This window comes from Geodermatophilus sp. SYSU D00814, from assembly GCF_054050055.1.
This window is the reverse complement of the sequence record NZ_JBJGYP010000009.1, coordinates 114,125-137,638: the sequence shown is the minus strand read 5'-3', so window position 1 is coordinate 137,638 and position 23,514 is coordinate 114,125. Positions and strand designations below refer to the sequence as shown.

The following is a 23,514-nucleotide window of genomic DNA, read 5'->3' as shown; positions in this document are numbered from 1 at the left end:
ACGGCATGACCCCGAGAGGGGGCGGGCGGCGACGCCCGCCCCCTCTCCCTGTCAGCGGGGCAGCCGGATGGTGGCCAGCCGGCCCACCGAGCGGATGCGCTCCTCGGCCAGCCGGTCGGCCGCCACGGCCGGCGAGACCCCCTCGGCGGCGGCCGCCTCGAACACCCGCAGGGCGACGTCGTAGATGCCGGCGGCCTTGGCCTCGGCACGGGCGAAGGAGAAGCCGTGCCGCTCGTCCTCGACCTGGATGACGCCGCCGGCGTTGACCAGGTAGTCGGGGGCGTAGAGGATCCCGCGCTTGGTCAGCTGCTCGGCGATGCCCTCGTGCGCCAGCTGGTTGTTGGCGCCGCCGCAGACCACCTCGGCCGACAGCACGGCCACGGTCTCGTCGTCGAGGGCGCCGCCGAGCGCGCAGGGGGCGTAGACGTCGGCCGGAGTGCGCACCAGCGTCTCGGTGTCGGAGACGGCGTCGACGCCGGGGTGGCGGGCCAGCACCCGCTCGACGGCGGCCGTGTCGACGTCGGTGACCACCACGTCGGCGCCGTCGGTCACCAGCCGGTCGACCAGCCAGCTGCCCACCTTGCCGACGCCGGCGACGGCGACCGTGCGGCCGGCCAGCGACGAGGTGCCCCAGCGGTGCTGCGCGGCCGCGCGCATGCCCTGGAAGACGCCGAACGCGGTGAGCACCGAGGAGTCGCCGCAGCCGCCGTGGACCTCCGAGCGGCCGTGGGCGAAGCGCGTCTCCCGGGCCACCACGTCGAGGTCGGCGTTGGTGGTGCCGACGTCGCAGGCGGTCAGGTACCGGCCGCCCAGGGCCTCGACGAACCGGCCGTAGGCGCGCAGCAGCGGCTCGGTCTTGTCGGTGTGCGGGTCGCCGATGACGACGGCCTTGCCGCCGCCGAGGTCGAGCCCGGCCAGGCTGTTCTTGTACGACATGGCCCGGGCCAGCCGCAGCGCGTCGGCGACCGCTTCCTCCTCGGTGGCGTAGGGGTGGAAACGCGTGCCGCCGAGGGCGGGCCCCAGGGCCGTGGAGTGGATCGCGATCACCGCCCGCAGGCCGGAGCCCGGGTCGGAGCAGAAGACCACCTGTTCGGCACCGGAAGCGAGGACGTCCACGACCGCCGAGCCTAGAACCCGGCCGCCGCCGGACGTGACGCCGGACTCAGTGGCCGGGAGACGCTCAAGGAGCCGCGCGGTCGTGTCGACAAGTGGTGTGACGGAAGGCGGTGACCCTGCGGCGGGGTCACGGTGTGACGCCAGTGCCGCGTGTTGCCCCCGTGACGCGTGGTGGCCGGTGCGACTCTGGCCCGGCCAACCGCCCCCCTCTTCCCCCAGGGAGCGCTCGATGCTGCAGAGCCGATCCGGCCGCCGACCCCCCGGTCGGGCGGCCACGGCCCGCAGGAACCGCCGGCCGGTCCGCGCCGTGCTGGCCGGTCTGCTCACCGGTGCGGTCCTCCTCGCGACCGCCGGTCCGGCGCTGGCCGTGCCGCCCCCGCCGCCGAACCCGACCGACGGGGAGATCGCCGACGCGGAGGCCACGCAGGAGGCCGCCGCGGCCGAGGTCGGCCGGCTGCAGGCGGAGGTCGCGCTCGCCCAGAGCGAGCTCGAGCGGTTGGGCGTGCAGGCCGAGGCCGCCGGCACCGCCTACCTGGCCGCCGAGGAGGCGCTGCAGCTCGCCCAGGCCGCCGCCGACCAGGCCGCCGCCGACCTCGAGGCGGCGGCCGCCGCCGTGGACGCCGCGGTCGCCCGGATCGGCGGGTTCGCCCACGACAGCTACATGAACGGGACCACGCTCACCACCGCCGCCGCGCTGCTGGACTCCGCCGGCCCCGGCGAGCTGGTGCAGCGGGCCGCGCTGCTCGACTACGTCGGCGACATCCAGGTCGACGCCCTCGAGGAGCTGGAGATCGCGCGCGTCCGGCAGGCCAACGCCGAGTCCGCGGCCCGGGACACCCGCGACCAGATGGCCGCCGCCGAGGAGCAGGCGGCCGCCGCCAAGGCGGAGGCCGACGCGCAGGTCGCCGCGCAGCAGGGCGCGGTGCAGGCCGCCGAGGCGAACAAGGCCGCCCTCGACCAGCAGCTCCAGGACGCCCAGATCCGGCTGCTGGAGCTGCAGGGCGCCCGGGACGCCTACGCCGAGTGGCAGCGCCAGAAGGACGCCGAGGAGGCCGCCGCCCGTGCCGCGGCCGCCCGCGCCGCCGAGGAGGCGGCCGCTGCCGCCGCGGCGGCCCGCGCCGCCGCGGCCGCCCCGGCCTCCTCGGGATCCGCGGCGCCCGCGTCGTCGGGCGCGGCCACCACCGCCCCGGCCGCCAGCGGCTCGGGGTACGTCAAGCCGACCTCGGGGCGCACGTCGAGCTGCTACGGCGTGCGCTGGGGGGTGCTGCACGGCGGCGTCGACATCGCCGCCCCGATCGGGACGCCGATCTACGCCGCCGCCTCGGGCGTCGTCGCCCGCACCGGTCCGGCCACGGGCTTCGGCCTGGCCGTCTACATCCGCGGCGACGACGGCGCGGTCACCGTCTACGGCCACGTCAACACCGAGTACGTGCGCACCGGTGAGCGGGTGCGCGCGGGCGAGCTGATCGCCGAGGTCGGCAACCGCGGCCAGTCCACCGGCCCGCACCTGCACTTCGAGGTCCACCCGTCGGGAGCCATGTACGGCGGCCAGGTCGACCCCGTGCCGTGGCTGCGCGCCCGCGGGGTGAGCATCGGCGGCTGCTGACGCCCCCGAGACGACGACGGCCCGTCCCCCGCACGTGGGGGACGGGCCGTCGTCGTGGTGGGTCAGCTGGTGGGGGCCGCGGCGGTGCAGTTGGCCTGCGTGAACTGCTGGACGGCGGTGCCGTCGGGGCCGTTGGCGACGCCGACGAACTCCTGGGCGGCGGTCTGCAGCTGGGCCTGGCCGTCGGGGGTGCTGACGTCGATGGTGCCGGCCTGGTCGGCGAAGGTCTGGACGGCGTCGCCCACGGCCTGCCAGGAGGTGGCGATCTCCGCCGGCGGCTGGACGGCGTCGAAGGCGTCGGCCGCCTGCTGCAGCAGCCCGGGCAGCTGCTCGGGGGTGGCGCTGCCGAGCTGGTTGCCGAGCTCGTTGAACGAGGCGGCCTGGCTGCAGAACTGGGCGACGGCGGGGTCGTCGCTGGTGGTCGGGGCGGGCGTGGAGCTGCTCGTCTCGCTCGACGAGGACGACGACGCGCTCGAGCTGGTGTCGGCGCTGGTGGACTCGGCGGCCTCCTCGCTCTCGGACCCACCGCCGCTGCACGAGGTGAGCAGGACGGCGGCGGCCGCGGCGACCAGCGCAGGACGGAACCGGGAGGTCAGGGAGCGCATGGGGCGAGGCTAGCCGCCGCCCGGGCGGCCCGCCCCGGGACGCGGCTACCGTGCCGCACGTGCGCGCCCCGTCCGACCCCCGTGTCACGTGGGACCTCCCCGCCCCCGGCGCCCTGCCCCGGACGGCGGTGCTCGAGCCGCTCGTCACCCGGGTGCTGGCACCCAACCCGTCGGGCATGACCCTCGACGGCACGAACACCTACCTGGTGGGGGAGCCCGGCAGCGGGCAGGCCGTCCTGGTCGACCCCGGGCCCGACGACCCCGCCCACCTGGCCGCGGTGGAGGAGGCCCTGGCGGTCAGGGACGCCCGCTGCGTCGCCGTCCTCGTCACCCACCACCACGGCGACCACGCCGAGGCCGCGCAGCCCTGGGGCGCCCGGTTCGGCGCGCAGGTGGCGGCCGCCGACGCCGCGGTGGCCGGGCCGGGTGGCCGCGTGCTCGGGCCCGGCGAGCGGCTGCGGCTGGCCGGCACGGTGCTCGGCGTCGTCCCCACGCCCGGGCACACCCCCGACCACCTGGCCTTCCGGCTGGAGTCCGGGGCGGTGCTGGTCGGTGACCACGTGCTCGGCCGCGGCACCTCGGTGGTCACCCACCCCGAGGGCGACGTCGTGGCCTACCTGGAGTCGCTGCGCCGGGTGCACGACCTCGGCCCCAGCGCGCTGTACTGCGGGCACGGGCCCGAGCTGACCGAGGACCCGGGGGCCGTCCTCGACTACTACCTGGCGCACCGCGCGTTCCGGGAGGGGCAGCTGCTGGCGGCGCTGGTCCGGGGGGCGGGCACGGTCGACGCGCTCGTGGCCGACGTCTACGCCGAGGTGCCGCAGGCGCTGTGGCCGGCGGCGGCGCAGTCCACCCGCGCGACGCTGGCCAAGCTCGCCGCCGAGGGGCACGTGGTGGTCGACGGCGACCGCGTGTCGCTGCCGTGACCGCGGTCGTCCGGGCCGCCGACAGCGAGCGCGACCAGCAGCGCGCCGCGGCGGCGCTGCGGTCGGCCGGCCTGCGGCGCGGCGACCGGCTGCTGGTGTCGGCCGCGTCGTCGCCGGCGCTGCTGGCCGTGGTCCTGGGCGCGCTGCGCACCGGGGTCGTGCCGGTGGTGCTCGACCCGGCGCTGCCGGCGGCCGAGCGGGCCGCCCTGGCCGCCGACGCCGACCCGGCCCTCGACGTCGGTGCCGAGCCGCACCGGCTGCTCACCGGCACCGACCGGGCCGCCCTGGCCGACGTGCCGCTGGCCCGCCCGGTCCACTACACCTCCGGCACCACCGGCCGGCGGAAGGGCGTCTGGTCCGGCGTCCTGGACGACGGCGACGCCCGCGCGCTGGCCGCCGAGGAGATCGACCTGTGGGGGTTCACCGCCGCCGACCGGCACCTGGTCCTCTCCCCGCTGCACCACTCCGCCCCGCTGCGCTTCGCCGTGCACACGCTCCTGGCCGGCGGCGAGGTGCTGCTGCCCGGACCGTTCGACGCCGACCGTGCCGCCGCGGCGATCTCCGGGCACGCCCCGACGACGACGTTCTGCGTCCCCACCCACCTGCGCCGGCTGGTGGCGCGCGACGACGTCGACTGGTCGTCCTTCCGCCGGCTGGTGCACGCCGGCGCGCCCTGCCCGGAGCCGCTGAAGCGGGCGGTGCTGGCCGCGGCGCCCGCGGGCAGCGTCTGGGAGTTCTACGGCTCCACGGAGGCGCAGTTCACCGTCTGCGCGCCGGAGGACTGGCTCGCCCACCCCGGCAGCGTCGGGCGGGCCCGCCCCGGCCGGCGGCTGGAGACCGACGAGCGCGGGCAGCTGTGGTGCGCCGTGCCGCGCTGGGCGCGCTTCGAGTACTGGCGGGCGCCGGAGAAGACGGCGGCGGCCTGGCGCGGCGACCGGGTGACCGTGGGTGACCTCGGCCGGGTCGACCCCGACGGCACCGTGTGGCTCGACGGCCGCCGCGAGGACCTGGTCATCTCGGGTGGGGTGAACGTGTACCCGGCCGAGGTGGAGGCCGTCCTCGACGCGCACCCCGGCGTCGTCGAGAGCGCGGTGGTCGGCGTCCCCGACGAGGAGTGGGGCCAGCGGGTGGTCGCCGCCTACGTGGGCGCCGCCGACCCGGCCGAGCTCGGCGCCTGGGCGCGGCAGCGGCTCACGCCGGCCAAGCGGCCCAAGAGCGTGCACCGGCTCGGCGAGCTGCCGCGCACCTCGACCGGCAAGGTGCGCCGGCTGGACCTGCCGGGGGTCCTGGGCCTGTGACGCCCGAGGCGGACGTCGTCGTGGTGGGGGCCGGCTCGTCGGGCTGCGCGCTGGCCGCCCGCCTCGCCGACGCCGGCCGGTCGGTGCTGCTGCTCGAGGCCGGCGCCGACCACCCCCGGCCCGCCGACTTCCCGCCCGACCTGCGCGACGCCGCCACCCTCGCCGCCGCCGTCCCCAGGCACCCGGCGAACTGGTCGTTCACCACCGAGCTCACCCCCGGCAGCCGGGCGCCGCTGCCCCGCGGGCGGGTGGTCGGCGGGTCGAGCACGGTCAACGGCGGCTACTTCGTCCGCGCCACCCCGGCCGACCACGCCGGCTGGGCCGCCGCCGGCAACGACCTGTGGAGCCTGGACGCCACGCTGCCGGCCTGGTGCCGGCTCGAGGACGACCGGCAGTACGGCGACCGGCCCGGGCACGGCTCCGGCGGCCCGCTGCCGGTCACCCGGCCGACGGCGAGCTCCCCGCTGGCCGACGCGCTCGCCGCCGCGGCCGCCGAGCTCGGTGTGCCCGCGGAGCCGGACAAGAACGCCGGCGGCCCGCCCGGCTACGGGCCGGTCCCGCTCACCGTCGACGGCGGGGTGCGGGTCAACACCGCGATGGCCTACCTCTCCCCGCGGCGCGGGTCCCCCCGGCTGACCGTGCGCGGCGGCGTCCGGGTGCGGCGGGTCCTCGTCGAGCGCGACCGGGCCGTGGGCGTCGACACCGACGCCGGGCCGGTGCGCGCCGCGGAGGTGGTGCTCGCGGCGGGCGCCGTCGGCTCCGCGCAGCTGCTGCTGCTCTCCGGCGTCGGCCCCGCCGCCGACCTGCGGGCGCACGGGATCGACGTCGTCGCCGACGTCCCCGGCGTCGGCGCCGGGCTGTCGGACCACCCGCTGGTGTACCTGCCGTGGGTGCCGGTCGACGGCCTGCCGGAGGGGGACTGGCCGCTGCCGCTGCACGGCGTGCTCAACGCGACCTCGTCGGACTCGCCCGTGCCCGGCGACCTCGAGGTGCTCCCGTGGCTGCAGCCCTGGGGCCGGGTCGTGCCCGGCAGCGGTGGCGACTCCCGCACGCTCTCGCTCGGCGTCGGGCTGTACCGGGAGGAGAGCCGCGGCCGGCTGTCGCTGACCTCCGCCGACCCGACCGCCGCGCCGCGCGTCGAGCACCGCTACCTCGCGACGGCGGCCGACCGGAGGCGGCTGCGCGAGGCGGTGCGCCTGGCCGACGCCCTGCTGCGCACCCGCGCGCTCGCGCCGCTGGTCGCCGCCCGCCCCGACCCGGGCGAGGACGTCCTCGCCGACGACCGCGCCCTCGACGGGTGGGTCGCCGCCGCCCTGACGACGGCGGTCCACCTCGCCGGCAGCGCCCGGATGGGCCCCGACGGTGACCCCGGCGCCGTCGTCGACCAGCGCCTGCGGGTGCGCGGCCTCGAGGGGCTGCGGGTGGCCGACACCTCCGTGCTGCCCGAGGTGCCCACCCGCGGCCCGGCCGCGACGGCGGTGCTGGTCGGCGAGCGCGCCGCCGAGCTGATGGCCTGAGCCTCCCGGGCACTTCCGCGGAAGTGCACGGGAGGCGTCGGTGCCCTCGTGGCGCGGGTCACAGCCCGCTAACGTCCCGGTGCCCGCCCGGCACCGGCGCCGGGCGACCCGAGAGCGAGGAGTGCCCGTGCCGCAGGTCCAGACCGTCCGAGGTGCCGTCGAGACCGCCGAGCTGGGTCAGACGCTCATGCACGAGCACGTCTTCGTGCTCAACGCCGACGTGCAGCAGAACTACCCCGACGAGTGGGGCAGCGAGGACGAGCGCGTCGCCGACGCCGTCCAGAAGCTGACCAAGCTGGCGGCCACCGGCGTCCGGACCATCGTCGACCCCACCGTCATCGGGCTCGGCCGGTACATCCCGCGGATCCAGCGCATCGCCGAGCAGGTCGACCTCAACATCGTCGTCGCCACCGGCTGCTACACCTACGACGACGTCCCGTTCTTCTTCCACTACCGCGGCCCTGCCCTCGACCCGATGCTGGGCACCGAGGTGCCCGACCCGATGGTCGACATGTTCGTCGGCGACATCGAGAACGGGATCGCCGGCACCGGCGTGCGAGCCGGCCTGCTGAAGTGCGCCATCGACCACCAGGGCATGACGCCCGGCGTCGAGCGGGTGATGCGCGCCGTCGCCAAGGCCCACCGCGCCACCGGCACCCCGATCACCGTGCACACCCACCCGGGCAGCCGGCAGGGGCTCGCCGCCCGGGACGTGCTCACCGACGAGGGCGTGGACCCGCAGCGGGTGGTGCTCGGCCACAGCGGCGACACCACCGACGCCGACCACCTCACCGAGCTCGCCGAGGCCGGCTTCGTGCTCGGCATGGACCGGTTCGGCATCAACCTGGACACGACGTTCGAGGCGCGCGCCGACATCGTCGTCGAGATGTGCCGCCGCGGCTTCGCCGGCCAGATGGTGCTCTCGCAGGACGCCTCCTGCTACATCGACTGGCTGGCGCCGGGCCTGATGGACCTGCTGCCCCAGTGGCACTACACGCACATCCACGAGGACGTGCTGCCCTACCTGCGCGAGCACGGGGTGACCGAGGAGCAGATCACCACGATGCTCGTCGACGTCCCGCGCCGGTACTTCGAGAACGTCGAGCCCTACTGATGCCCGCCGCGCCCTTCGACGACCGCGGCGTCGAGCGCGACGCCGCGGGAGTACGGCACTACACCGGCCTGCCCGAGTCGGTCGTGGCGATGCTGCGCGCCTCGGTCGAGCGCGACCCCGACGGCGAGGCCGTCGTCGAGCTCGACGGGCCGCGGCTGACCTTCCGGCAGCTGTGGGACGGCGCCGCGCGGGTCGCGGGCGGGCTGCGCGGGGCCGGCGTCGGCCGCGGGGACCGGGTGGCGATCCGGTTGGGCAACGGCGCGGACTGGGTGCTGGGCTTCCTCGGCACGCTGCTGGCCGGCGGCGTGGCGGTGCCGGTGAACACCCGCTTCACCGAGGAGGAGGCGCGCTACGTCGTCGAGGACAGCGGCGCCCGCGTCGTCCTGGCGCCCGGCACCCCGCTGCCCGACGGCGCGCCGCACGCCGAGGAGGGGCTGGGGCTCGGGGACCTCGCCGCGATCTTCTACACCTCGGGGACCACCGGCTTCCCCAAGGGCGCCATGACCAGCCACGAGAACTTCCTGACCAACACCGAGAACGCCCGCCGGGTGGTGGGGCTGGCCGGGCACGACCCGTCGCTGCGGAACCTGATCAGCGTGCCGCTGTTCCACGTCACCGGCTGCAACAGCCAGCTGCTGGTGGCGCTGGAGGGCGGCGCGGCGGCGGTGGTCATGCCGGCCTTCGACGTCGGGCGGTTCCTGCGGGCGGTCCCCGAGGAGCGGATCGCCGTGCTCACCTCAGTGCCGGCGGTGTACTGGCTGGCGATCAGCTCGGCCGGCTTCGCCGACGTCGACGTCAGCGGTGTCCGGTACACCACCTACGGGGGTGCGCCGATCGCCCCCGACCTGGTGCAGCGGATCCAGCGGGCGTTCCCCGCCGCGCGGGTCGGGAACGGCTTCGGCCTGACGGAGACCTCGTCGATCTCCACCTTCCTGCCGCACGAGTACGCCGACGCGCACGCCGACTCGGTCGGGTTCCCGGCGCCGGTGGTCGACCTGCGGCTGGCCGACCCCGACCCCGAGACCGGCGTCGGGGAGCTGCTCATCCGCGGCGCCAACGTCGTGCAGGGCTACTGGGGGAAGCCCGAGGCGACGGCCGAGGCGTTCGCGGACGGCTGGCTGCACTCCGGCGACCTCGCCCGCATCGACGACGAGGGCCTCACCTACGTCGTCGACCGCGCCAAGGACATGATCAACCGGGGTGGGGAGAACGTGTACTGCGTGGAGGTCGAGAACGTCCTCGCCGCCGCGCCGGGCGTGTTCGAGGTGGCGGTGGTCGGCGTCCCCGACCCGGTGATGGGGGAGAAGGTGGGCGCCGTCGTGGTGCCGCTGCCGGGCACCGAGCTCGACGTCGGTGCGGTGCTCGCCCACGCGCGGGCGCACCTGGCCGACTTCAAGGTGCCGCAGTTCGTGTCCGTCCGTGCTGCGGTGCTGCCGCGCAACCCCGGCGGCAAGGTGCTCAAGCCGGTGCTGCGCCGGGAGGCCGCGTGGGAGCCGGTGCCGCGCTGAGCGGGCGCACCGCCGCGTCCCGGCGGCGCGCTGGCCGCAGCCGCCGGGACGGCGGGTCTGGGACGGTCAGCGGACCGTGGGGATCTCCGAGGTGGTCGTGCTGGTCAGCGGGGACCACGCGTCGGGGTGGGGCCGGCCGGCGTCGGCGACCCAGCCGGCGGGCCGGCCGGTGCGGGTCGTGGGCCGGGCGCTCAGGTTGACGATCAGGGCGAGCAGCGCGAGGAGGCCGAGGAGGACCCCGCCGATGACCAGGAGCGTCGTGAGCACGCACTGACGGTAAGCAGCGGACCGGTCCGGACCACAGGGCAAGGAACGACGGACATCCCACCGGACACCGGCAGGTCCTGCCCACCGTCGGCGCGCCCGCAGGGTGTCGTGTCGTGCACGTCCGCGGAGGTGCACGGTCGGGGCGGGCGGGTAGGGACGCGCCCGTGGAGGACCTGGCGCGGCTGGCCGGCCGGATGGCGGCGGTGCCGCTGCGGACCCTGGCCCGGCGGCGCGCCGGCAAGCCGATGCACCCCCGCGGCGCCGTGCTCGACGCCGTCGTCGAGCGCACCGGCGCGGTGCCGGGCTGGGGTGTGCCGTGGCTGACCGGTCCCGCTCGCGAGCCCGCCGTCGTCCGGCTCTCGCGGGGAGCGGGACTGCCGGTGCCGTGGCCGGACCTGCTGGGGCTGGCCGTCCGCCTGCCCGCCGGCGACCGGCCGGTGGACCTGCTGCTGTCCAGCGCCGGCCGGGGCCGGTGGACCCGGTACCTCCCCGTCCCGCGGGTCGACGCCGCGGCCGCCTACTCCTCGATGATGGGGTACCGGTCCGCCGCCGGGACGCTGCGCCTGGCCGCCGTCCCCGAGCGGCCGGCGCGCGTCGACTCCGACCCCGGGCCGGTCCTCCGGCGGGCGCCCGGGACGGCGTTCCGGCTGCTCGTGGCCCGCGGATCGGGGGAGTGGGCGCCCTTCGCCCGTCTCGTGCTCGGCTCCCCGGTGGGGGAGCCGGACCCCGACCTGCGCTTCGACGCCGTCCGCAACCCGCCGCCGGGCCTGCTCGCGGACGGGCCGATGGCCCGCTTCCGGGCGCCGGCCTACGCCGCCGCCCGCGAGGGGCGCAGCGCCCACCCCGACGAGTGACGCGCACCACCGAGTGAGGTCGCACACGGTTGTGCGGCACCATCCTCGGGTATCCGGAACGCCGGAGTTCATCGAGGAGCGCCGCCCTGCTGTCGCAGTGCTCGGCCGCAGGAGGTGTGCACGTCCGCGTGGTCCACGTCCTGCCCTCGTCCGCGACCCGGGCCCGGGTGCGCCTGGCGACGGTCCCGCACGCCGACGCCTACGTCGACGCCGTGCTGCCGGACAACGCGGCGCGGGTCGGCCCCGACCACGACCCGAGCCCCTGGCTGGACCCGGCCTACCTGACCGCGTGGGCCCACCGCGTCGACGTCGTGCACGCGCACACCGGCTACGGCCACCTGCCCGAGGACGAGGTGGTGTGCTGGACCGAGGCGCTGCGCCGCACCGGCGTGCCGCTGGTCGTCACCGTGCACCAGCTGCGCGACCCGGCGCACCCCTCGCGGCACCGCCACGAGGCCCACCTGGCCGCGCTGCTGGCCACCGCCGAGGTCGTCTTCACCCTGACCCCCGGGGCCGCCGACGAGATCGCCGAGCGCTTCGGGCGGACGGCGATCGTCGTCGCGCACCCCTCGCTGGCGGCGCCCGACCCGCACACCGGCGCCGAGCGGGGCCTGGTCGGGCTCGCGCCGGCCCCCGCGGGGACGCCGGTGCCCGACGCCGCCGGGCTGGTGCGCGCGGCGCTGTCGGGCGCGGTGTCCGGCGGGGGCCGGCTGCGGGTGTTCCTCGACCCGGGGCAGGAGCTGCCCGGCGGTGCGGAGCTCGCCGGCGCCGACGGGTTGGAGGTGGTCACCCGCGACCCGGCCCGCTGGGCGCAGCAGCTGCAGGAGCTGCACGTCGCCGTCCTGCCCGAGCACTGCGGCACCCACTCGCGCGACCTGGAGGTCTGCCGCGACGTCGGCACCCGGGTGGTCGCGCCGAGCTGCGGGTGGTTCGCCGACCAGTGGTCCGAGGTGGTGGTCTACGGCACCGACGAGGACGCCGGCTTCGACCCGGTGTCGCTGGGTGCCGCGGTCGGGGCGGCGCTCACCCGGCCGATGCCGCGGCCGGCCGACCGGTCCTGGCGGGCCGACCAGCTCGCCGCGGTCCGCGCGGTGCACGCGCAGGTGTACGAGCAGGTCCTCGCCGACCGGGCGGTCGGCGTCTAGTCCTCCCGGACCGTTGCGGCTGTCGCCTCCTGGTGCAGCGCACTGCTCCTGGTGTCGCTCGTACAGGGGCCGCAGCGTGTCGGCCGGATCATCCCGCCTGAGACGTCCCGGCGGGTCAGGATGCCGACCGGTCGCCGTCGGCGCCCGTGGTCGTGGTGGCGATCGGAGCCGTGGCATGAGTTCTGCGAAGCCCTGGGAGCGGTCGGACAGGATCGCTGCGGCCAGTGCGGTCCTCGCGCTCCTCGCCATCGGCGTCACGGTGGCACCCCTGGTCCACGAGCAGCTCACCGAGCCGACCGTCGAGATCACCGCGCCCGTCGACGACCAGAGGGTCACCGGGCAGCTCGAGACCATCGAAGGGGAGTCGGACGACCTCGGCGGCGACCGTGACGTCTGGCTCGTGGTGAGGCCTGTGGCGACGACGCGCTACTGGCCGACGCAGATCCTGACCATCCAGGACGACGGCTCGTGGTCGGCCGTGTCGGACTACGTGGACCTCGCCCAGGTGGGGGAGTACAAGCTCCTCGTCTACTACGCGGACAGCGAGGCATCCGCCTTCCTCCAGGCCTACGTCGACGAGAACGTGGACGTGGCGGAACCGCCGGGGATCCCCAGCATGCCCTCTGGCGCGGAGTTGCTGCACTCCGTCACGGTGAGTCGGACGAGCTGACCCGGTCGCTCCCTCGACCTCGCCGGGCAGCATCCGGACGTGTCCGCCCCGAGTGCGTGCGTCACCCGCCGTGCACGGCGTCGACCACCCACAGGCCCGGCAGCACCTCCCGCTCGCCGGTCTCGCGGAAGCCCGCCTGCGCGTAGAGGCGGCGGGCCGGGACGTTGGCGCGGCCGGTCGAGACGGTGACCCGGCGCCCCGCGGCGTCGGCGAGGGCGGCGGCCACCAGCGCGCGGCCGGTGCCGCGCCGGGCCGCGGCGGGGTCGACGACGAGCCGGTCGACGTCGACGCCGTGGTCGGTGCACCGCCGGCCCAGGGCACCGAGGACCGTCGCGCCGTCGCGGGCGACCAGCCAGCACAGGCCGGCGGCGGTCAGGTCGGCCAGGTCCTCGTGCAGGGCGGGGATGCGGTCGTCGCCGATGAGCCGCGCCTCGACGGCGTAGGCGGCGTGCTGGACCTCGAGGAGGCGGGCGGCGAGGACCGGATCGCGGGCGGGGTCACGGGGCTCGACGACCACCGGGCACCGTCCGCGGGGGAGAACGTGTGGGCAGGGGCGGGGTCGAACCGCCGACCTCTCGCTTTTCAGGCGAGCGCTCGTACCGACTGAGCTACCTGCCCCTCCCGGTGTCTCCACCGGAGAGCGACCCTGACGGGACTCGAACCCGCGACCTCCGCCGTGACAGGGCGGCGCGCTAACCAACTGCGCTACAGGGCCTTGCTGTGTGGTGCGTGCCCCCAACGGGGTTCGAACCCGTGCTACCGCCTTGAAAGGGCGGCGTCCTGGACCGCTAGACGATGGGGGCTCGTGTTCGCCGGGGGCAGGGAGAACGATACACGGCCCCCGGCGGGGGTCCGGACCCACCCCCGACGGCGGTGCGTCGGGTCCTGCGCGCCGCTCCCCGGACCGTGGCCGGCCGGCTGTCACGATCCCCGCGTGACCCGCCGTGCCCCGCTGCCCGTCTGCGCCGCCCTGACCGCGTGCCTGCTCGTCACCGGGTGCGGCGGCGAGCCGGAGCCGGCCGCCTCGTCGAGCGCCCCGTCCGCGGCCGCGTCCGCGGCGCCGGACGCCCGGGAGACCGCGGAGCCCACCGCGCCGGACGACGGCGACGGCGGCACCGCCGTCCCTCCGTTCCCCGCCGACGCCTCGCCCGACACCGCCGAGGCCTCCGCGGACGCCCGGGTCACCGTCACCGACGTCCGCACCGGGCGGCACGAGGGCTTCGACCGGGTGGTGCTCGAGGTCGGCGGCACCGGGACGCCGGGCTGGGACGTCCGCTACGTCGACGCCGCGGCCTCGCAGGGCAGCGGCGAGCCGGTGGAGGTGGCCGGTGCGGCGGTCCTGCAGGTGACCGTCACCGGCGCCGGCTACCCGTTCGACACCGGCGTCGAGGAGTTCGCCGGCCCCGACCCGCTGCCGGGTCAGGGCACCGCCAACGTCACCGAGGTCGTCTTCGACGCCACCTTCGAGGGCACGACGGTGGCCTTCGTGGGCACCCGTGCCCGGGCGCCGTTCCGGGTGTACCTGCTGCAGGACCCGGCGCGCGTGGTGGTCGAGGTCGCCGACCCCGCCTAGTTGAGGCTGGCGCGCAGCTCGACCCCGCCGTCGGTCACGCTGGTGCACTCCAGCTCCAGCGGGCCGGCGGTGACGCTCTCGCCCTCGCCGCAGGAGACGCTCGCGCCGCCGACGCTGATCGTGGCCCGGCCGTCCTGGACGCCGCCCAGGGTCACCGTCTGGCCGAGGATCTCCACCTCGCTGCCCTCGCCGTCCAGCGTGACGGTGCAGGAGGAGCCGGAGCAGGAGAAGCCGTTCGAGGTGAAGGAGCAGCCGGCGAGGGGGACCACCGCGAGCGCGCCGGCGAGGAGGCCGGTGGCCAGGCGGGTGCGGGTCGTGGGGGACATGGCCGCGAGCGTAGGACGGGCGGGTCAGCCGGTCGGGGAGGCCGGGGCCCCGTCGCCGGCGCCGTCCGTCACGCCGTCGGTCCCGCCGTCGCCGCCGGTCGCCTCGGTCTCCGGGACGACGGTGCGCTCGATGGTCACCTCGGTCTCGCCCAGCCCGCCGAGGGTGATGTCGTCGTAGGCGACCAGCGCGCCGGTGCCGGGGTCGAGGTAGAGGACGCTGCAGGTCAGCGGCTCGGGGTACTCGCCCTGCAGCGCGCGCAGGCCGGCGCCGCCGGTCGAGCCCTGCACCATGAGCAGCGTGCCCTCGTCGAGGGTCTCGACCTCGCGCTCGTGGGTGTGCCCGGCCAGCACCAGCGGGACGACGCCGTCGAGCGGGGTGGCCTGCTCGGGGTCGTGCACCATCGCGATCGCCGGCGGGTCGGGCAGTTCCCCGGCCAGCTCCGCGAGGTCCTCCCCGGTCTGCTCCAGCGACGGGGTGTCGCCGGTGGCGGTCTGGTCCGGGGTGAAGCGCGGGTCGCGCGCCCCGACGACGGTCAGCCCCGCCACTGTCGTCGCGGAGTCGTCGAGGACGGTGGCGTTCGGCTGCCCGGCGACCAGTCCGGCGGTCAGCACGGAGTCGTGGTTGCCGCGGATGAACACGTAGGGCACGCCGAGCTGTCCGATGGAGGAGATGAGCTGGTTCTCCGGCTCGCTGCCCCAGTCGGTGATGTCGCCGGTGTCGAGCACGCCGTCGACGTCGAACTGGTCGACGACCTGCCGCACGAGGTCGAAGCCGGCGGGGTTGAGGTGCAGGTCGGAGACGTGCAGCAGCGCGACGGTGTCGTCGTCGCGGGTGGGGGTGGGCAGGGTGGAGATCGTCGCGTACAGCGTGCTGACGTTGCTGACGAGGTCCTCGAGGGAGGCCCGGTAGGCATCGAAGCGGGCGACGATGTCGCGGGCGTCGCCGATGAGGCTGGTCGCGTTGACCAGGAGCCCGGTGTAGGTGGGGGTGGACAGCGCCTCCGGCCGCCACGTCACCGCCCCGAGCCCGGCGGTCCCGGCCAGCAGGGCCACCGACAGCCCGGCCGCCAGCAGCGGCTCCTTCCGGCGCCGCAGGACCAGCAGCGAGGTGAGCGCGGCGCCCCCGACGGCGGCGGCCGCCGAGACCCAGGCCAGCCGGACGACGGCGTCCTGCAGGTCGGCGCTGACCCGGTCGACCAGGCCGTCGAGGCGGGCGGGGTCGGCGACCAGGGCCCGCACCCGCGCCTCGTCGACCCGGGTCAGCTGGACGTCGAGACCGAAGGGCCCGTCGAAGGCGTCGACGTCGAGCGCGCCCAGCGGCGGGATTCCGACGGTGGCCCCGCCCCCGGTCGGGGTGAGCGCGAACGTGGCGTCGAACGGACCCAGCGGCCCCTCGACCCGGCCGAGGAGCAGCACCCCGAGCAGGGCGCCGGCGAGGGCGAGCGCCAGCCGGACCCCCCAGCGGACGGCGGCCCGGCGGCGACGCGGCCAGCGCCCCGGGTCGGACGACGTCGGCTCGGTCATCCCGCCGAGGCTAGCCACGTCGGACGCCCGTCGTGCTCACCCGGACGGGGTGCCGCCGGCGTCCTCCCGCACCGCGTCGCGTCCTCCCGCACCGCAGCGCGTCCTCCCTCACCGCAGCGCGTCCTCCCTCGCGGTGCACGGTGAGGGAGGACGCCCCACGATCAGGTCACCTGATCCCGGCGGGACCCACCGCTCAGGCGACGAGCTTCGCCGTCACCTCGGCCAGCCGGCGGCCCTGGTAGCGCGCCGCGGCCCGCTCGGCGTCGGTCACCGTCGCGGACTTCCCGCCGGAGGCGTTGGACACGCCGTACGGGTTGCCGCCGGCCTCGAACAGCACCGGGTCGGTGTAGCCCGGCGGGACGATGACGGCGCCGAAGTGCGAGAAGACGTTGAACAGCGTGAGGATCGTCGTCTCGTTGCCGCCGTGGACGTTCTGCGCGCTGGTGAACGCGGTCGCGCCCTTGTCGGCGAGCTTGCCGGTGAACCACAGCCCGCCGAGCGTGTCGATGAACTGCTTCATCTGGGAGGCCGGCGTCCCGAAGCGGGTGGGCGTGCCGAGGGCGTACCCGTCGGCCCACTCCAGGTCGGCGGGGGTGGCCTCCTGCACCTCGCCGGCGGTCGCGTCGACGTGCGCGCGCCACAGCGGGTTGGAGTCGATGGCCTCCTCGGGCGCCAGCTCGGGGACCCGGCGGAGCCGGACCTCCGCACCGGCCTCCCGGGCTCCGTCGGCCAGCGCGGAGGCGAGCTGGTGCACGTTGCCGGTGGAGGAGTAGTAGACGACGGCGATCCTGGCCACGGGTTTCCCCCTGTCTGCGTATCCGGACGGTCCGGTATTGATGGTTGCGTGTTCAACCATCAGGACGGAGTCTGCCCCGATCCACCCGCGTGTCAAACGCGCAGGCGGGGATCAGGCGGGGCGAGGGCGGAACACCCAGCGCAGGGCGATGAAGCGCAGGGTGCCGATGGTGGCCGTGACCAGGCCGATGACGAGGATCTCGGTGAGGACGGCGGGGTCGTCGGCCACCGCGTTGAACCAGCTCAGCGCCAGGCTGGTGGCGACCAGGCCGAGCGCGGCCAGCGCGCCGCCCTCCCACTGGGCGGTCCAGAAGCCGACGTACTGGCCGGCGTGGAAGCTGATCCGCCGGTGCATCTCGTTGGCCAGCATCGACGACAGCACCGAGCCGACGACGTTGGCGGGGACGTCACCCAGGCCGTTGAGCAGCCAGTACACGAGCGCGTAGACGGCGCTGGAGACGCCGCCGACGAAGACGAACCGCGAGAACTGGCCGACCACCCGGTCGGAGCGCACCAGCGCGCCCAGCTCGCCGACCGCCTCCGGACGGTGCAGCGACGACGGGCAGGTCACGGGCGCTCCTCGTCCGGGCGGTGTGTGGTCTGGTGCGGTCAGGGTGAAGGGTGCCCCTGACAGTTCCCTGAGGGCCAGCGGTATACGCGCCGACACTCCCCCCGAGGCGTGTCGATCACGTCACGCCGGGCGCGTCCCGCCTGGTCCCGGGCGCGTCCCGCCCGGCATCACGGCGGCGCGCCGGGGGTAGGGAGCCGCGCATGAGCCTGATGGGTTTCCTCGACCGCCTCGCCGACGTGAGCACCTTCGACCGGGTCATCGAGCCGGCCCGCTCGGCCGTGCAGGCGGTGCTGAAGCCGGGAGCGCTCAAGGACGTCCTCCACGGCACCTGGCTGGGCCACCCGCTGCACCCGGTGCTCGTGCAGGTGCCGGTGGGCAGCTGGGCCTCCGCCGGGCTGCTCGACGCCATCCCGCCGCTGCGGCCGGCCGCCACGGTGCTCATCGGCACCGGCGTCGCGGTGTCGGTGCCCGCCGCGCTGTCGGGCGCGGCGGACTGGTCGGAGCAGGAGATCGGCGTCCGGCGGCTGGGCGCGCTGCACGCGGCGGCCAACACCGTCGCGCTCGGGCTCTACGTCGGCTCGCTGGTCGCCCGGGCCAAGGGCCGGGGCACGCTGGGCCGGGCGCTGTCCTACGCCGGCCTCGGCGTCGCCAGCGGTTCGGCGGCCATCGGCGGGCACATGTCCTACGCGCAGTCCTCGGGCGCCTCGCACGCGGCGACCGCGGCCCGGGCGCTCACCTCCGACTGGATCGACCTCGGCCCGCTCGACGACCTGCCCGAGGGCCGGCCGGCGCTGCGCACCGGCAACGGCAGCGGCGTGTCCGTCCCGCTCGCCGCCGTCCGCCGGGGAGGGCGCGTCGACGTCTTCGTCGGGGCCTGCTCGCACCTGTCCGGGCCGCTGTACGAGGGCAGCGTCGAGGAGGTGCGCGGGCACGCCTGCCTCGTCTGCCCGTGGCACGACTCCGCCTTCGACCTGGACAACGGCGAACCCCGCCGCGGGCCGGCGGCCAACCCGCAGGAGAAGCTCGAGGTGCGGATGGACGCCGGGCACGTGCTGGCGCGGCTGCCCTCGCGCCACCAGTGAGGCCCGTCGTCCGCCTACCCTGCGCGGCATGAGGCGGACGGCGACCGCGCTGGCGGTGCTGCTGTGTGCCGCGTGCGGCGGTGCCCCGGCGGCGTCGTCGACCGCTCCGTCGTCATCGCCGTCGTCGGCTCCGTCGTCGGCTCCGTCATCGGCCGCGCTGTCCTCGGGTCCGGCGGTGCCGCCGGTGACCGGCATCGAGGCGGTCGCCGTGCAGCTGCGCACCGACGTGGCGATCGGCGGCCAGGTGCAGGTGCGGGTGACCGACACCGGCAGCGAGCCGTTCACGGTCACCTCCGTCGCGATCGACTCGCCGGGGTTCGCGCCGCTGCCCGACCGGGCCGTGACCGCGGCGTTCACGCCCGGGCGCACCGTCGACCTGCCTGCCCCCTTCGGGGAGGCGGTGTGCGACACCGCCGCCGAGCCCGCGGCCGCGCGGCTGACCGTCGTCCGTCCCGACGGCCGCACCGAGGTGCTGCGCGTGCCGCTGGCCGCCGCGGACCTCACCCGGATCCACACCGACGCGTGCGCCGCGCGCGCGGTGCTCGCCGTCGCCCGGGTCACCGTGACCGGCCTGGCCCTCGAGGGCGACACCGTCACCGGGACGCTGGCGATGGACCGCGGGGGCGACGACGACCGCGCGGTGACCCTCACCCGCCTCGAGGGCAACGTGCTCTACGACGTCGAGGCCGCCCTGCCGGTGACGCTGGGCGAGGGGGAGGCCGGCCGCGAGGTCGGGCTGACGTTCACGACGGCGCGCTGCGACCCCCACGCGCTGGCTGAGACCAAGCAGCCGTACCTGTTCGTGCTCGGCGTGCAGGTCGACGGCGAGGACGAGGTGACCGTGGACCTGCCGCTGGACCAGGCGCAGCGCGACACGCTGTTCGCGCTGACGGAGGCCGCCTGCTGACCGGCCCTCACATGGGACCGGTCCGGCCGGCCCGGGGGGAACGGGGCGGCCGGACCGGGGTCTGGCGTGCGGCCCGCCGTCCGGCGCCGCACTGGTGGTGACCGTAGGTAGTCGGCGACGGGGGCGGCGATCCCCCGGAGGAGTGCACCTCCCCGTCCGGGTGGCGACCACGGCGACGGAGGGTTCCGATCCGGCCCGCGGGGGCACCCCGGCCGGGTGTTCTTCTTCTTCTCGAACCGGCTGGGCTGTCTCGGGTCCCTGCTCGTCTCCGCGGTGCTGACGATCGTCGTGCTGCTGGTCCTCGACGTGCTGTGACCCGCCGGTGACCGCCGCCCCGGTCTGGGAGACTCGACGGCGCCGGGCCTCTAGCTCAACTGGCAGAGCAGCGGACTTTTAATCCGCGGGTTGTGGGTTCGATCCCCACGGGGCCCACCGTGAGCGCGTGGTGCTCCGCGGCGCGGACCGAGCGGGCCGCGCCGACCGGCTCAGCCCAGAGCCGGGACCTCGGTGGACGGGTCGCCGTCGGCGGCAGCGGCCAGGGCCGGCACGACCTCGTCGAGCAGGTAGGGCAGCGACAGCGGGCTGCCGAAGCCGAGGGCGGCGGACACGTCGCCGGAGTAGCCGCCGAGCAGCACCGTGCGGTCCTCGGTCACCACGTCGAGGGCGGACAGCAGCGTGTCGGCGTCGGCGTCGTCCCGGTCGTAGCCGTTCACCGCCAGCACGTCGGCCTCCAGCAGGTCCAGCCGCTCCTGGCTGACGTCGGTGCTGGTGCCGGGGACGGTGAAGCCGAGGTCGGTGAAGAACTGGGTGCGCAGGTCGTCCCCGCCGAGCAGGTAGTGGCCCGACCCGACGCCGGTCAGGTCCACGGCGGCCGAGCTGCCGGCGAAGTCGGGGTTGTCCTCGACCGCCTGCCGGAACCGGCCCTCGACGTCGTCGACGAGCTGCTGCGCCTCGTCCTCCCGGCCGAGCGCCCGGCCGGTGAGCAGGGTCTGCTCCTGCCACGGGGTGGCGCCGTCGGCGTACTCGTCGGTCTGCGCGAGCGTCGGCGCGATCCCGGACAGCTGGTCGTAGACCGCCTGGTCCATGAAGGAGTAGACGCCCACGATCAGGTCGGGCTCCAGGGCGGCGACCGCCTCGAGGTCGATCTCGTCGCTGCCCACGGTCGGGATGTCCTCCGCCGGGAGGAGGTCCTGCGCCCATGGGCGGGCGGTGGCGTCGTAGTCGCCGAGCAGCTCGCGCTCGCCGACCGGGGTCACGCCCAGGGCGAGCACGAAGTCCTGGTCGTTGAAGCCGACGGTGACCACGCGCTGCGGCTCCGCGGGGATCTCGGTGGTGCCGAACCGGTTCTCGATGGTCACCGGGAAGGCGCCCGACGAGGACGACGGGCCGGCGGCGGACGCGGTGTCGTCCCCGGAGCCGCCGCAGGCGGTCAGCCCCCCGGACAGGACCAGGACGGCGAGGGGGACGGCGAGGCGGGCGGGACGCGGCAGGCTCGTGAACACCCGGTGAGGTTAGCCTGCCCTAAATCGCTCAGTACGCGGTGCACTCCCCGTCGGCCCCCGCCGGGTCGCCGTGGCGCACCAGACCGGTGCCGTCAGCCCCCTGCACGTCGACGTACGGGTCGGTCACGCCCTGCCCCTCCAGCCAGCCGACCGCCCCCTCGCACACGGCGATCGCCTGCTGCGCCTCCGGGCTCCCGGGGTCGGTGATGGCCGTCCGGATCTCGACCCGGTCGGGCTCGGTCCGCTCGGCGGAGACGACGGCCGCACCCCACACCGCGCCCCCGGCGGCGGTCCGCAGCTCCTCGGTGACGTCGCCGACCTGCGCGCCGGGCGGGGCCTCGCCCCCGGACGGCGTCGGCGCGATCGACGGGCTCCCGCCCGCCGAGGACGCCGTGGCCCGGTCGGCGCCGTCCTCGTCGGTGCCGGCCGCGAGCGCCACGACGACCGTGAGGGCGGCGAGGAGAGCGGCCGCGACCAGCGCCCACCGCACCCACGGTCTGCGCACCTGCGGCGGGGTCCCGTCCACGGCGGGACCCTAGTGCGCCCCCGGTCCGCCCGGAACCGGATCGGTCGCGGTCGCGACGGCGGCGCACACCGCCGTCGTCGACGGTCCCGGGCGCCGGCTCCTGACCGCGCGCCCGCGCCTCGGGTCCGACCACCGCGAAGGCGAGCACCCGGCCGTCCCGGTCGACGGCGGGGTGGTAGCCGGAGCCGTCGGCGGCCCGGGCCAGGAAGAGCCCGGGGGAGCGGGGGCCGGAGTCGTGGAGGTCGAAGGGCGGCGGGTGGGCCCAGTCCGCGACCTCGGCCGCCTCGGCCTCGGTGAACGGCCGGCGCAGGGAGGTGAGCACGACGGCACGGTAGGCCGTCCGGGGACGCGACACACCCATGCGAGCTATTGACTCTCGATAGATCCTCCCCGAGAGTCGATGCATGTCGATCGTGCACCGGGTGGTGCTGCCCCTCCGGGTCCTGCTCGTGGTGGTGTTCGGAGCCCTGCTGGCCGCCCAGGTGTGGGCGGTGCCGCGGATGGTCCCGGACCTGGCCGACCCGTCGCTGGAGCAGTCGCTCGTGCAGTCGGCGATGACCGCCGCGGCGGTGCTCGCGCTGCTGTGCGTGCAGGCCGTCGTCGTGTGCACCTGGCAGCTGCTGACGCTGGTCACCCGGGACCGCATCTTCAGCGAGGCGGCCCTGCCGTGGGTCAACGGGATCGTGTGGGCGGTGGTCGCCGGCTGGGGAGGGCTCCTGGGGACCTTCGTCGGCACGTACTACTTCATCGTCGACGGGGTCAGCGACGACGCGGCGCTGTTCGCGATCCTGCTGGTGCTGCTGCTCGTGGGCGCCGTGGTGGGGCTGCTCATGGTGGTGATGCGTGCCCTGCTGCGGCAGGCGACCACGCTGCGGACCGACATGGAAGCGGTCATCTGATGCCCATCGTCGTCCGCATCGACGTCGAGCTGGCCCGCCGCAAGATGAGTGTGGGGGAGTTCGCCGAGCGCGTCGGGCTCACCCCGGCCAACGTCGCCGTGCTCAAGAACGGCCGCGCCAAGGCGGTCCGCTTCAGCACCCTCGAGGCCATGTGCCGGGTGCTCGGCTGCCAGCCCGGCGACCTGCTCGAGTGGGTCCCCGACGAGCAGGACGCCGCGCAGTCGCCGCAGGAGTCGCTCCGGTGATCACCGTCCGCGGCCTCACGAAGCGCTACGGCCGGGTCCTCGCCGTCGACGACCTGAGCTTCGACGTCGAGCCGGGGAAGGTCACCGGCTTCCTCGGGCCCAACGGCGCCGGCAAGTCCACGACGATGCGGGCCGTCCTCGGGCTGGACCGGCCGACGGCGGGGTCGGCGCTGGTCGGCGGGCGCCCGTACGCGACGCTCGGCGAGCCGCTGCGCGAGGTCGGCGCGCTGCTCGACCCCGGCGCGGTGCACCCCGGGCGCACCGGACGCGCCCACCTGCGCGTGGCCGCCCGCACCAACGGCATCCCCCTGCGCCGCGTCGACGAGGTGGTCGAGCAGGCCGGGCTGGGCGCCGCGGCGCGCCGCCGGATCGGCGGCTACTCCCTCGGCATGCGCCAGCGCCTCGGCATCGCCGCCGCGCTGCTGGGCGACCCCGGCGTGCTGCTGTTCGACGAGCCGGTCAACGGTCTCGACCTCGACGGCGTCCGCTGGATCCGCGGGCTGCTGCGCCGCCTGGCCGACGAGGGCCGCACCGTGCTGGTCTCCAGCCACCTGCTCGGCGAGGTGGAGCAGACCGCCGACCGGCTGGTGGTCGTCGGCCGCGGCCGCCTCGTCGCCGACACGACGACCGCGGAGCTCCTGCGCGGGCTGGGGAGCCGCCGGGTCCGGGTGCGCTGCGCCCGGCCGGACCTCCTCCTGGCCGGGCTCGCCGCACGCGGGGCGGCCGTCGAGCGCGTCGACGCCCACGAGCTGCGGGTCGAGGGCCTCGGAGCCGAGGACGTCGGCGAGGTCGCCGCGGCCGCCGGTGTCCCGCTGCACCACCTGTCGGAGGTGCGGCAGTCGCTGGAAGAGGCCTACCTGGCGCTGACCGCAGGGAGCGTGGAGTACGCCGGGAGCGACCCGGTGCCGGCCGGGGCGGCCCGGTGACGGCGGTCCCGG

At 76.2% G+C, this 23,514-nt stretch carries 25 protein-coding genes and 4 tRNA genes; 16 read left to right on the top strand and 13 right to left on the bottom strand.

The features are described 5' to 3' along the window. Positions 1–51: 51 nt before the first annotated feature. Positions 52–1,116 carry a Glu/Leu/Phe/Val family dehydrogenase gene (locus tag ACI780_RS09200; RefSeq protein WP_457002359.1) on the bottom strand — a complete coding sequence of 355 codons (1,065 nt, stop codon included), beginning with the start codon at positions 1,114–1,116 and terminating at the stop codon, positions 52–54. A gap of 229 nt (positions 1,117–1,345) precedes the next feature. Between ACI780_RS09200 and ACI780_RS09195 the strand changes: the two genes are divergently transcribed. Further along, positions 1,346–2,722 carry a M23 family metallopeptidase gene (locus ACI780_RS09195; RefSeq protein ID WP_457002357.1) on the top strand — a complete coding sequence of 459 codons (1,377 nt, stop codon included), beginning with the start codon at positions 1,346–1,348 and terminating at the stop codon, positions 2,720–2,722. Positions 2,723–2,784: 62 nt separating this feature from the next. Here the strand turns inward: ACI780_RS09195 and ACI780_RS09190 are convergent, their stop codons facing one another. Continuing rightward, positions 2,785–3,327 carry a hypothetical protein gene (locus ACI780_RS09190; protein WP_456869417.1) on the bottom strand — a complete coding sequence of 181 codons (543 nt, stop codon included), beginning with the start codon at positions 3,325–3,327 and terminating at the stop codon, positions 2,785–2,787. Positions 3,328–3,386: 59 nt separating this feature from the next. Between ACI780_RS09190 and ACI780_RS09185 the strand changes: the two genes are divergently transcribed. The 5 genes from ACI780_RS09185 (at position 3,387) to ACI780_RS09165 (ending at position 9,690) form a co-directional block, all read left to right on the top strand. After that, the gene (locus ACI780_RS09185) at positions 3,387–4,253 is read left to right on the top strand and encodes an MBL fold metallo-hydrolase (RefSeq protein ID WP_457002354.1); all 867 of its coding nucleotides are present in this window, start codon (positions 3,387–3,389) and stop codon (positions 4,251–4,253) included. Then, entirely contained in the window at positions 4,250–5,551 is a 1,302-nt protein-coding gene (locus tag ACI780_RS09180) for a class I adenylate-forming enzyme family protein (RefSeq protein WP_457002352.1), read from the top strand. Before ACI780_RS09185 ends, ACI780_RS09180 begins: the two co-directional genes overlap by 4 nt. Then, complete coding sequence (mftG, locus tag ACI780_RS09175; protein WP_457002350.1) at positions 5,548–7,068, top strand: mycofactocin dehydrogenase MftG; 1,521 nt, start codon at positions 5,548–5,550, stop codon at positions 7,066–7,068. Before ACI780_RS09180 ends, mftG begins: the two co-directional genes overlap by 4 nt. Before the next feature lie 127 nt (positions 7,069–7,195). After that, entirely contained in the window at positions 7,196–8,182 is a 987-nt protein-coding gene (locus ACI780_RS09170) for a phosphotriesterase family protein (protein ID WP_457002348.1), read from the top strand. Next, the gene (locus ACI780_RS09165; RefSeq protein WP_457002346.1) at positions 8,182–9,690 is read left to right on the top strand and encodes a class I adenylate-forming enzyme family protein; all 1,509 of its coding nucleotides are present in this window, start codon (positions 8,182–8,184) and stop codon (positions 9,688–9,690) included. Before ACI780_RS09170 ends, ACI780_RS09165 begins: the two co-directional genes overlap by 1 nt. A gap of 66 nt (positions 9,691–9,756) precedes the next feature. Here the strand turns inward: ACI780_RS09165 and ACI780_RS09160 are convergent, their stop codons facing one another. Then, on the bottom strand, positions 9,757–9,957 hold the full coding sequence (locus ACI780_RS09160) for a hypothetical protein (protein WP_089401909.1): 201 nt from the start codon (positions 9,955–9,957) through the stop codon (positions 9,757–9,759). Between the two features lie 164 nt (positions 9,958–10,121). Between ACI780_RS09160 and ACI780_RS09155 the strand changes: the two genes are divergently transcribed. The 3 genes from ACI780_RS09155 to ACI780_RS09145 all read left to right on the top strand — a co-directional run bounded on the left by ACI780_RS09155 (position 10,122) and on the right by ACI780_RS09145 (position 12,626). After that, positions 10,122–10,811 carry a phosphodiesterase gene (locus tag ACI780_RS09155; RefSeq protein WP_457002343.1) on the top strand — a complete coding sequence of 230 codons (690 nt, stop codon included), beginning with the start codon at positions 10,122–10,124 and terminating at the stop codon, positions 10,809–10,811. A 29-nt stretch (positions 10,812–10,840) separates the two neighbouring features. Next, positions 10,841–11,956 carry a glycosyltransferase gene (locus ACI780_RS09150; RefSeq protein WP_457002341.1) on the top strand — a complete coding sequence of 372 codons (1,116 nt, stop codon included), beginning with the start codon at positions 10,841–10,843 and terminating at the stop codon, positions 11,954–11,956. A gap of 175 nt (positions 11,957–12,131) precedes the next feature. Beyond that, positions 12,132–12,626: a hypothetical protein gene (locus tag ACI780_RS09145; RefSeq protein WP_457002339.1), complete on the top strand. Its 495-nt coding sequence runs from the start codon at positions 12,132–12,134 to the stop codon at positions 12,624–12,626. Between the two features lie 61 nt (positions 12,627–12,687). On the opposite strand, the gene ACI780_RS09140 is transcribed toward ACI780_RS09145, so the two are convergent. The 4 genes from ACI780_RS09140 to ACI780_RS09125 all read right to left on the bottom strand — a co-directional run bounded on the left by ACI780_RS09140 (position 12,688) and on the right by ACI780_RS09125 (position 13,429). Beyond that, complete coding sequence (locus ACI780_RS09140; RefSeq protein ID WP_457002337.1) at positions 12,688–13,143, bottom strand: GNAT family N-acetyltransferase; 456 nt, start codon at positions 13,141–13,143, stop codon at positions 12,688–12,690. A 27-nt stretch (positions 13,144–13,170) separates the two neighbouring features. Further along, positions 13,171–13,244: transfer RNA gene (locus tag ACI780_RS09135), tRNA-Phe, on the bottom strand. A gap of 23 nt (positions 13,245–13,267) precedes the next feature. Beyond that, positions 13,268–13,341, bottom strand: a tRNA-Asp gene (locus tag ACI780_RS09130). A gap of 15 nt (positions 13,342–13,356) precedes the next feature. After that, positions 13,357–13,429 (bottom strand) — tRNA-Glu (locus ACI780_RS09125). A 131-nt stretch (positions 13,430–13,560) separates the two neighbouring features. On the opposite strand from ACI780_RS09125, the gene ACI780_RS09120 reads away from it, so the two are divergent. Further along, positions 13,561–14,199 (top strand): AMIN-like domain-containing (lipo)protein, encoded by a 639-nt coding sequence (locus ACI780_RS09120; protein ID WP_457002335.1) that lies wholly within the window; start codon positions 13,561–13,563, stop codon positions 14,197–14,199. Here the strand turns inward: ACI780_RS09120 and ACI780_RS09115 are convergent. The 4 genes from ACI780_RS09115 to ACI780_RS09100 form a co-directional block, all read right to left on the bottom strand. After that, a complete protein-coding gene (locus ACI780_RS09115; protein WP_457002333.1) occupies positions 14,196–14,525 on the bottom strand; it encodes a hypothetical protein in 330 nt (109 codons plus the stop codon). The two genes, ACI780_RS09120 and ACI780_RS09115, sit on opposite strands and share 4 nt — an antisense overlap. Positions 14,526–14,549: 24 nt before the next feature. Continuing rightward, a complete protein-coding gene (locus ACI780_RS09110; RefSeq protein ID WP_457002331.1) occupies positions 14,550–16,049 on the bottom strand; it encodes a metallophosphoesterase family protein in 1,500 nt (499 codons plus the stop codon). Between the two features lie 193 nt (positions 16,050–16,242). Beyond that, entirely contained in the window at positions 16,243–16,845 is a 603-nt protein-coding gene (gene wrbA, locus ACI780_RS09105) for an NAD(P)H:quinone oxidoreductase (RefSeq protein WP_456869403.1), read from the bottom strand. Positions 16,846–16,956: 111 nt separating this feature from the next. Continuing rightward, complete coding sequence (locus tag ACI780_RS09100) at positions 16,957–17,415, bottom strand: GtrA family protein (protein ID WP_457002328.1); 459 nt, start codon at positions 17,413–17,415, stop codon at positions 16,957–16,959. Positions 17,416–17,615: 200 nt separating this feature from the next. Here ACI780_RS09100 and ACI780_RS09095 point away from each other — a divergent pair, with 200 nt between their 5' ends. From ACI780_RS09095 to ACI780_RS09085, 3 genes are all read left to right on the top strand, one after another. Then, positions 17,616–18,497: a Rieske 2Fe-2S domain-containing protein gene (locus ACI780_RS09095; protein WP_457002326.1), complete on the top strand. Its 882-nt coding sequence runs from the start codon at positions 17,616–17,618 to the stop codon at positions 18,495–18,497. Positions 18,498–18,525: 28 nt separating this feature from the next. Next, positions 18,526–19,404, top strand: coding sequence for a hypothetical protein (locus tag ACI780_RS09090; protein WP_457002324.1), 879 nt, complete (start codon positions 18,526–18,528; stop codon positions 19,402–19,404). A gap of 359 nt (positions 19,405–19,763) precedes the next feature. After that, positions 19,764–19,836, top strand: a tRNA-Lys gene (locus tag ACI780_RS09085). 53 nt (positions 19,837–19,889) lie between these two features. Here ACI780_RS09085 and ACI780_RS09080 read toward each other — a convergent pair. After that, a complete protein-coding gene (locus ACI780_RS09080) occupies positions 19,890–20,906 on the bottom strand; it encodes an ABC transporter substrate-binding protein (protein WP_457002322.1) in 1,017 nt (338 codons plus the stop codon). A gap of 28 nt (positions 20,907–20,934) precedes the next feature. Continuing rightward, complete coding sequence (locus ACI780_RS09075; protein ID WP_457002320.1) at positions 20,935–21,432, bottom strand: hypothetical protein; 498 nt, start codon at positions 21,430–21,432, stop codon at positions 20,935–20,937. Between the two features lie 404 nt (positions 21,433–21,836). Here ACI780_RS09075 and ACI780_RS09070 point away from each other — a divergent pair, with 404 nt between their 5' ends. The 3 genes from ACI780_RS09070 to ACI780_RS09060 are packed head-to-tail and all read left to right on the top strand — an operon-like array spanning position 21,837 to position 23,502. After that, positions 21,837–22,331, top strand: a complete 495-nt coding sequence (locus ACI780_RS09070; protein WP_456869396.1) for a DUF2975 domain-containing protein — start codon at positions 21,837–21,839, stop codon at positions 22,329–22,331. After that, a complete protein-coding gene (locus ACI780_RS09065; protein ID WP_457002318.1) occupies positions 22,331–22,576 on the top strand; it encodes a helix-turn-helix domain-containing protein in 246 nt (81 codons plus the stop codon). The genes ACI780_RS09070 and ACI780_RS09065 overlap by 1 nt, the downstream gene beginning before the upstream one ends. Next, a complete protein-coding gene (locus tag ACI780_RS09060; RefSeq protein ID WP_457002316.1) occupies positions 22,573–23,502 on the top strand; it encodes an ABC transporter ATP-binding protein in 930 nt (309 codons plus the stop codon). The genes ACI780_RS09065 and ACI780_RS09060 overlap by 4 nt, the downstream gene beginning before the upstream one ends. Positions 23,503–23,514 lie beyond the last annotated feature (12 nt).

What these genes read in the sequence shown, in the direction of transcription:
- ACI780_RS09110 (WP_457002331.1), bottom strand. Translation starts at nt 16,049, where the DNA reads ATGACCGAGCCGACGTCGTCCGACCCGGGGCGCTGGCCGCGTCGCCGC.
- ACI780_RS09115 (WP_457002333.1), bottom strand. Translation starts at nt 14,525, where the DNA reads ATGTCCCCCACGACCCGCACCCGCCTGGCCACCGGCCTCCTCGCCGGC.
- ACI780_RS09095 (WP_457002326.1), top strand. Translation starts at nt 17,616, where the DNA reads ATGAGCCTGATGGGTTTCCTCGACCGCCTCGCCGACGTGAGCACCTTC.
- ACI780_RS09195 (WP_457002357.1), top strand. Translation starts at nt 1,346, where the DNA reads ATGCTGCAGAGCCGATCCGGCCGCCGACCCCCCGGTCGGGCGGCCACG.
- ACI780_RS09070 (WP_456869396.1), top strand. Translation starts at nt 21,837, where the DNA reads ATGTCGATCGTGCACCGGGTGGTGCTGCCCCTCCGGGTCCTGCTCGTG.
- ACI780_RS09190 (WP_456869417.1), bottom strand. Translation starts at nt 3,327, where the DNA reads ATGCGCTCCCTGACCTCCCGGTTCCGTCCTGCGCTGGTCGCCGCGGCC.
- ACI780_RS09090 (WP_457002324.1), top strand. Translation starts at nt 18,526, where the DNA reads ATGAGGCGGACGGCGACCGCGCTGGCGGTGCTGCTGTGTGCCGCGTGC.
- ACI780_RS09065 (WP_457002318.1), top strand. Translation starts at nt 22,331, where the DNA reads ATGCCCATCGTCGTCCGCATCGACGTCGAGCTGGCCCGCCGCAAGATG.
- ACI780_RS09165 (WP_457002346.1), top strand. Translation starts at nt 8,182, where the DNA reads ATGCCCGCCGCGCCCTTCGACGACCGCGGCGTCGAGCGCGACGCCGCG.
- ACI780_RS09145 (WP_457002339.1), top strand. Translation starts at nt 12,132, where the DNA reads ATGAGTTCTGCGAAGCCCTGGGAGCGGTCGGACAGGATCGCTGCGGCC.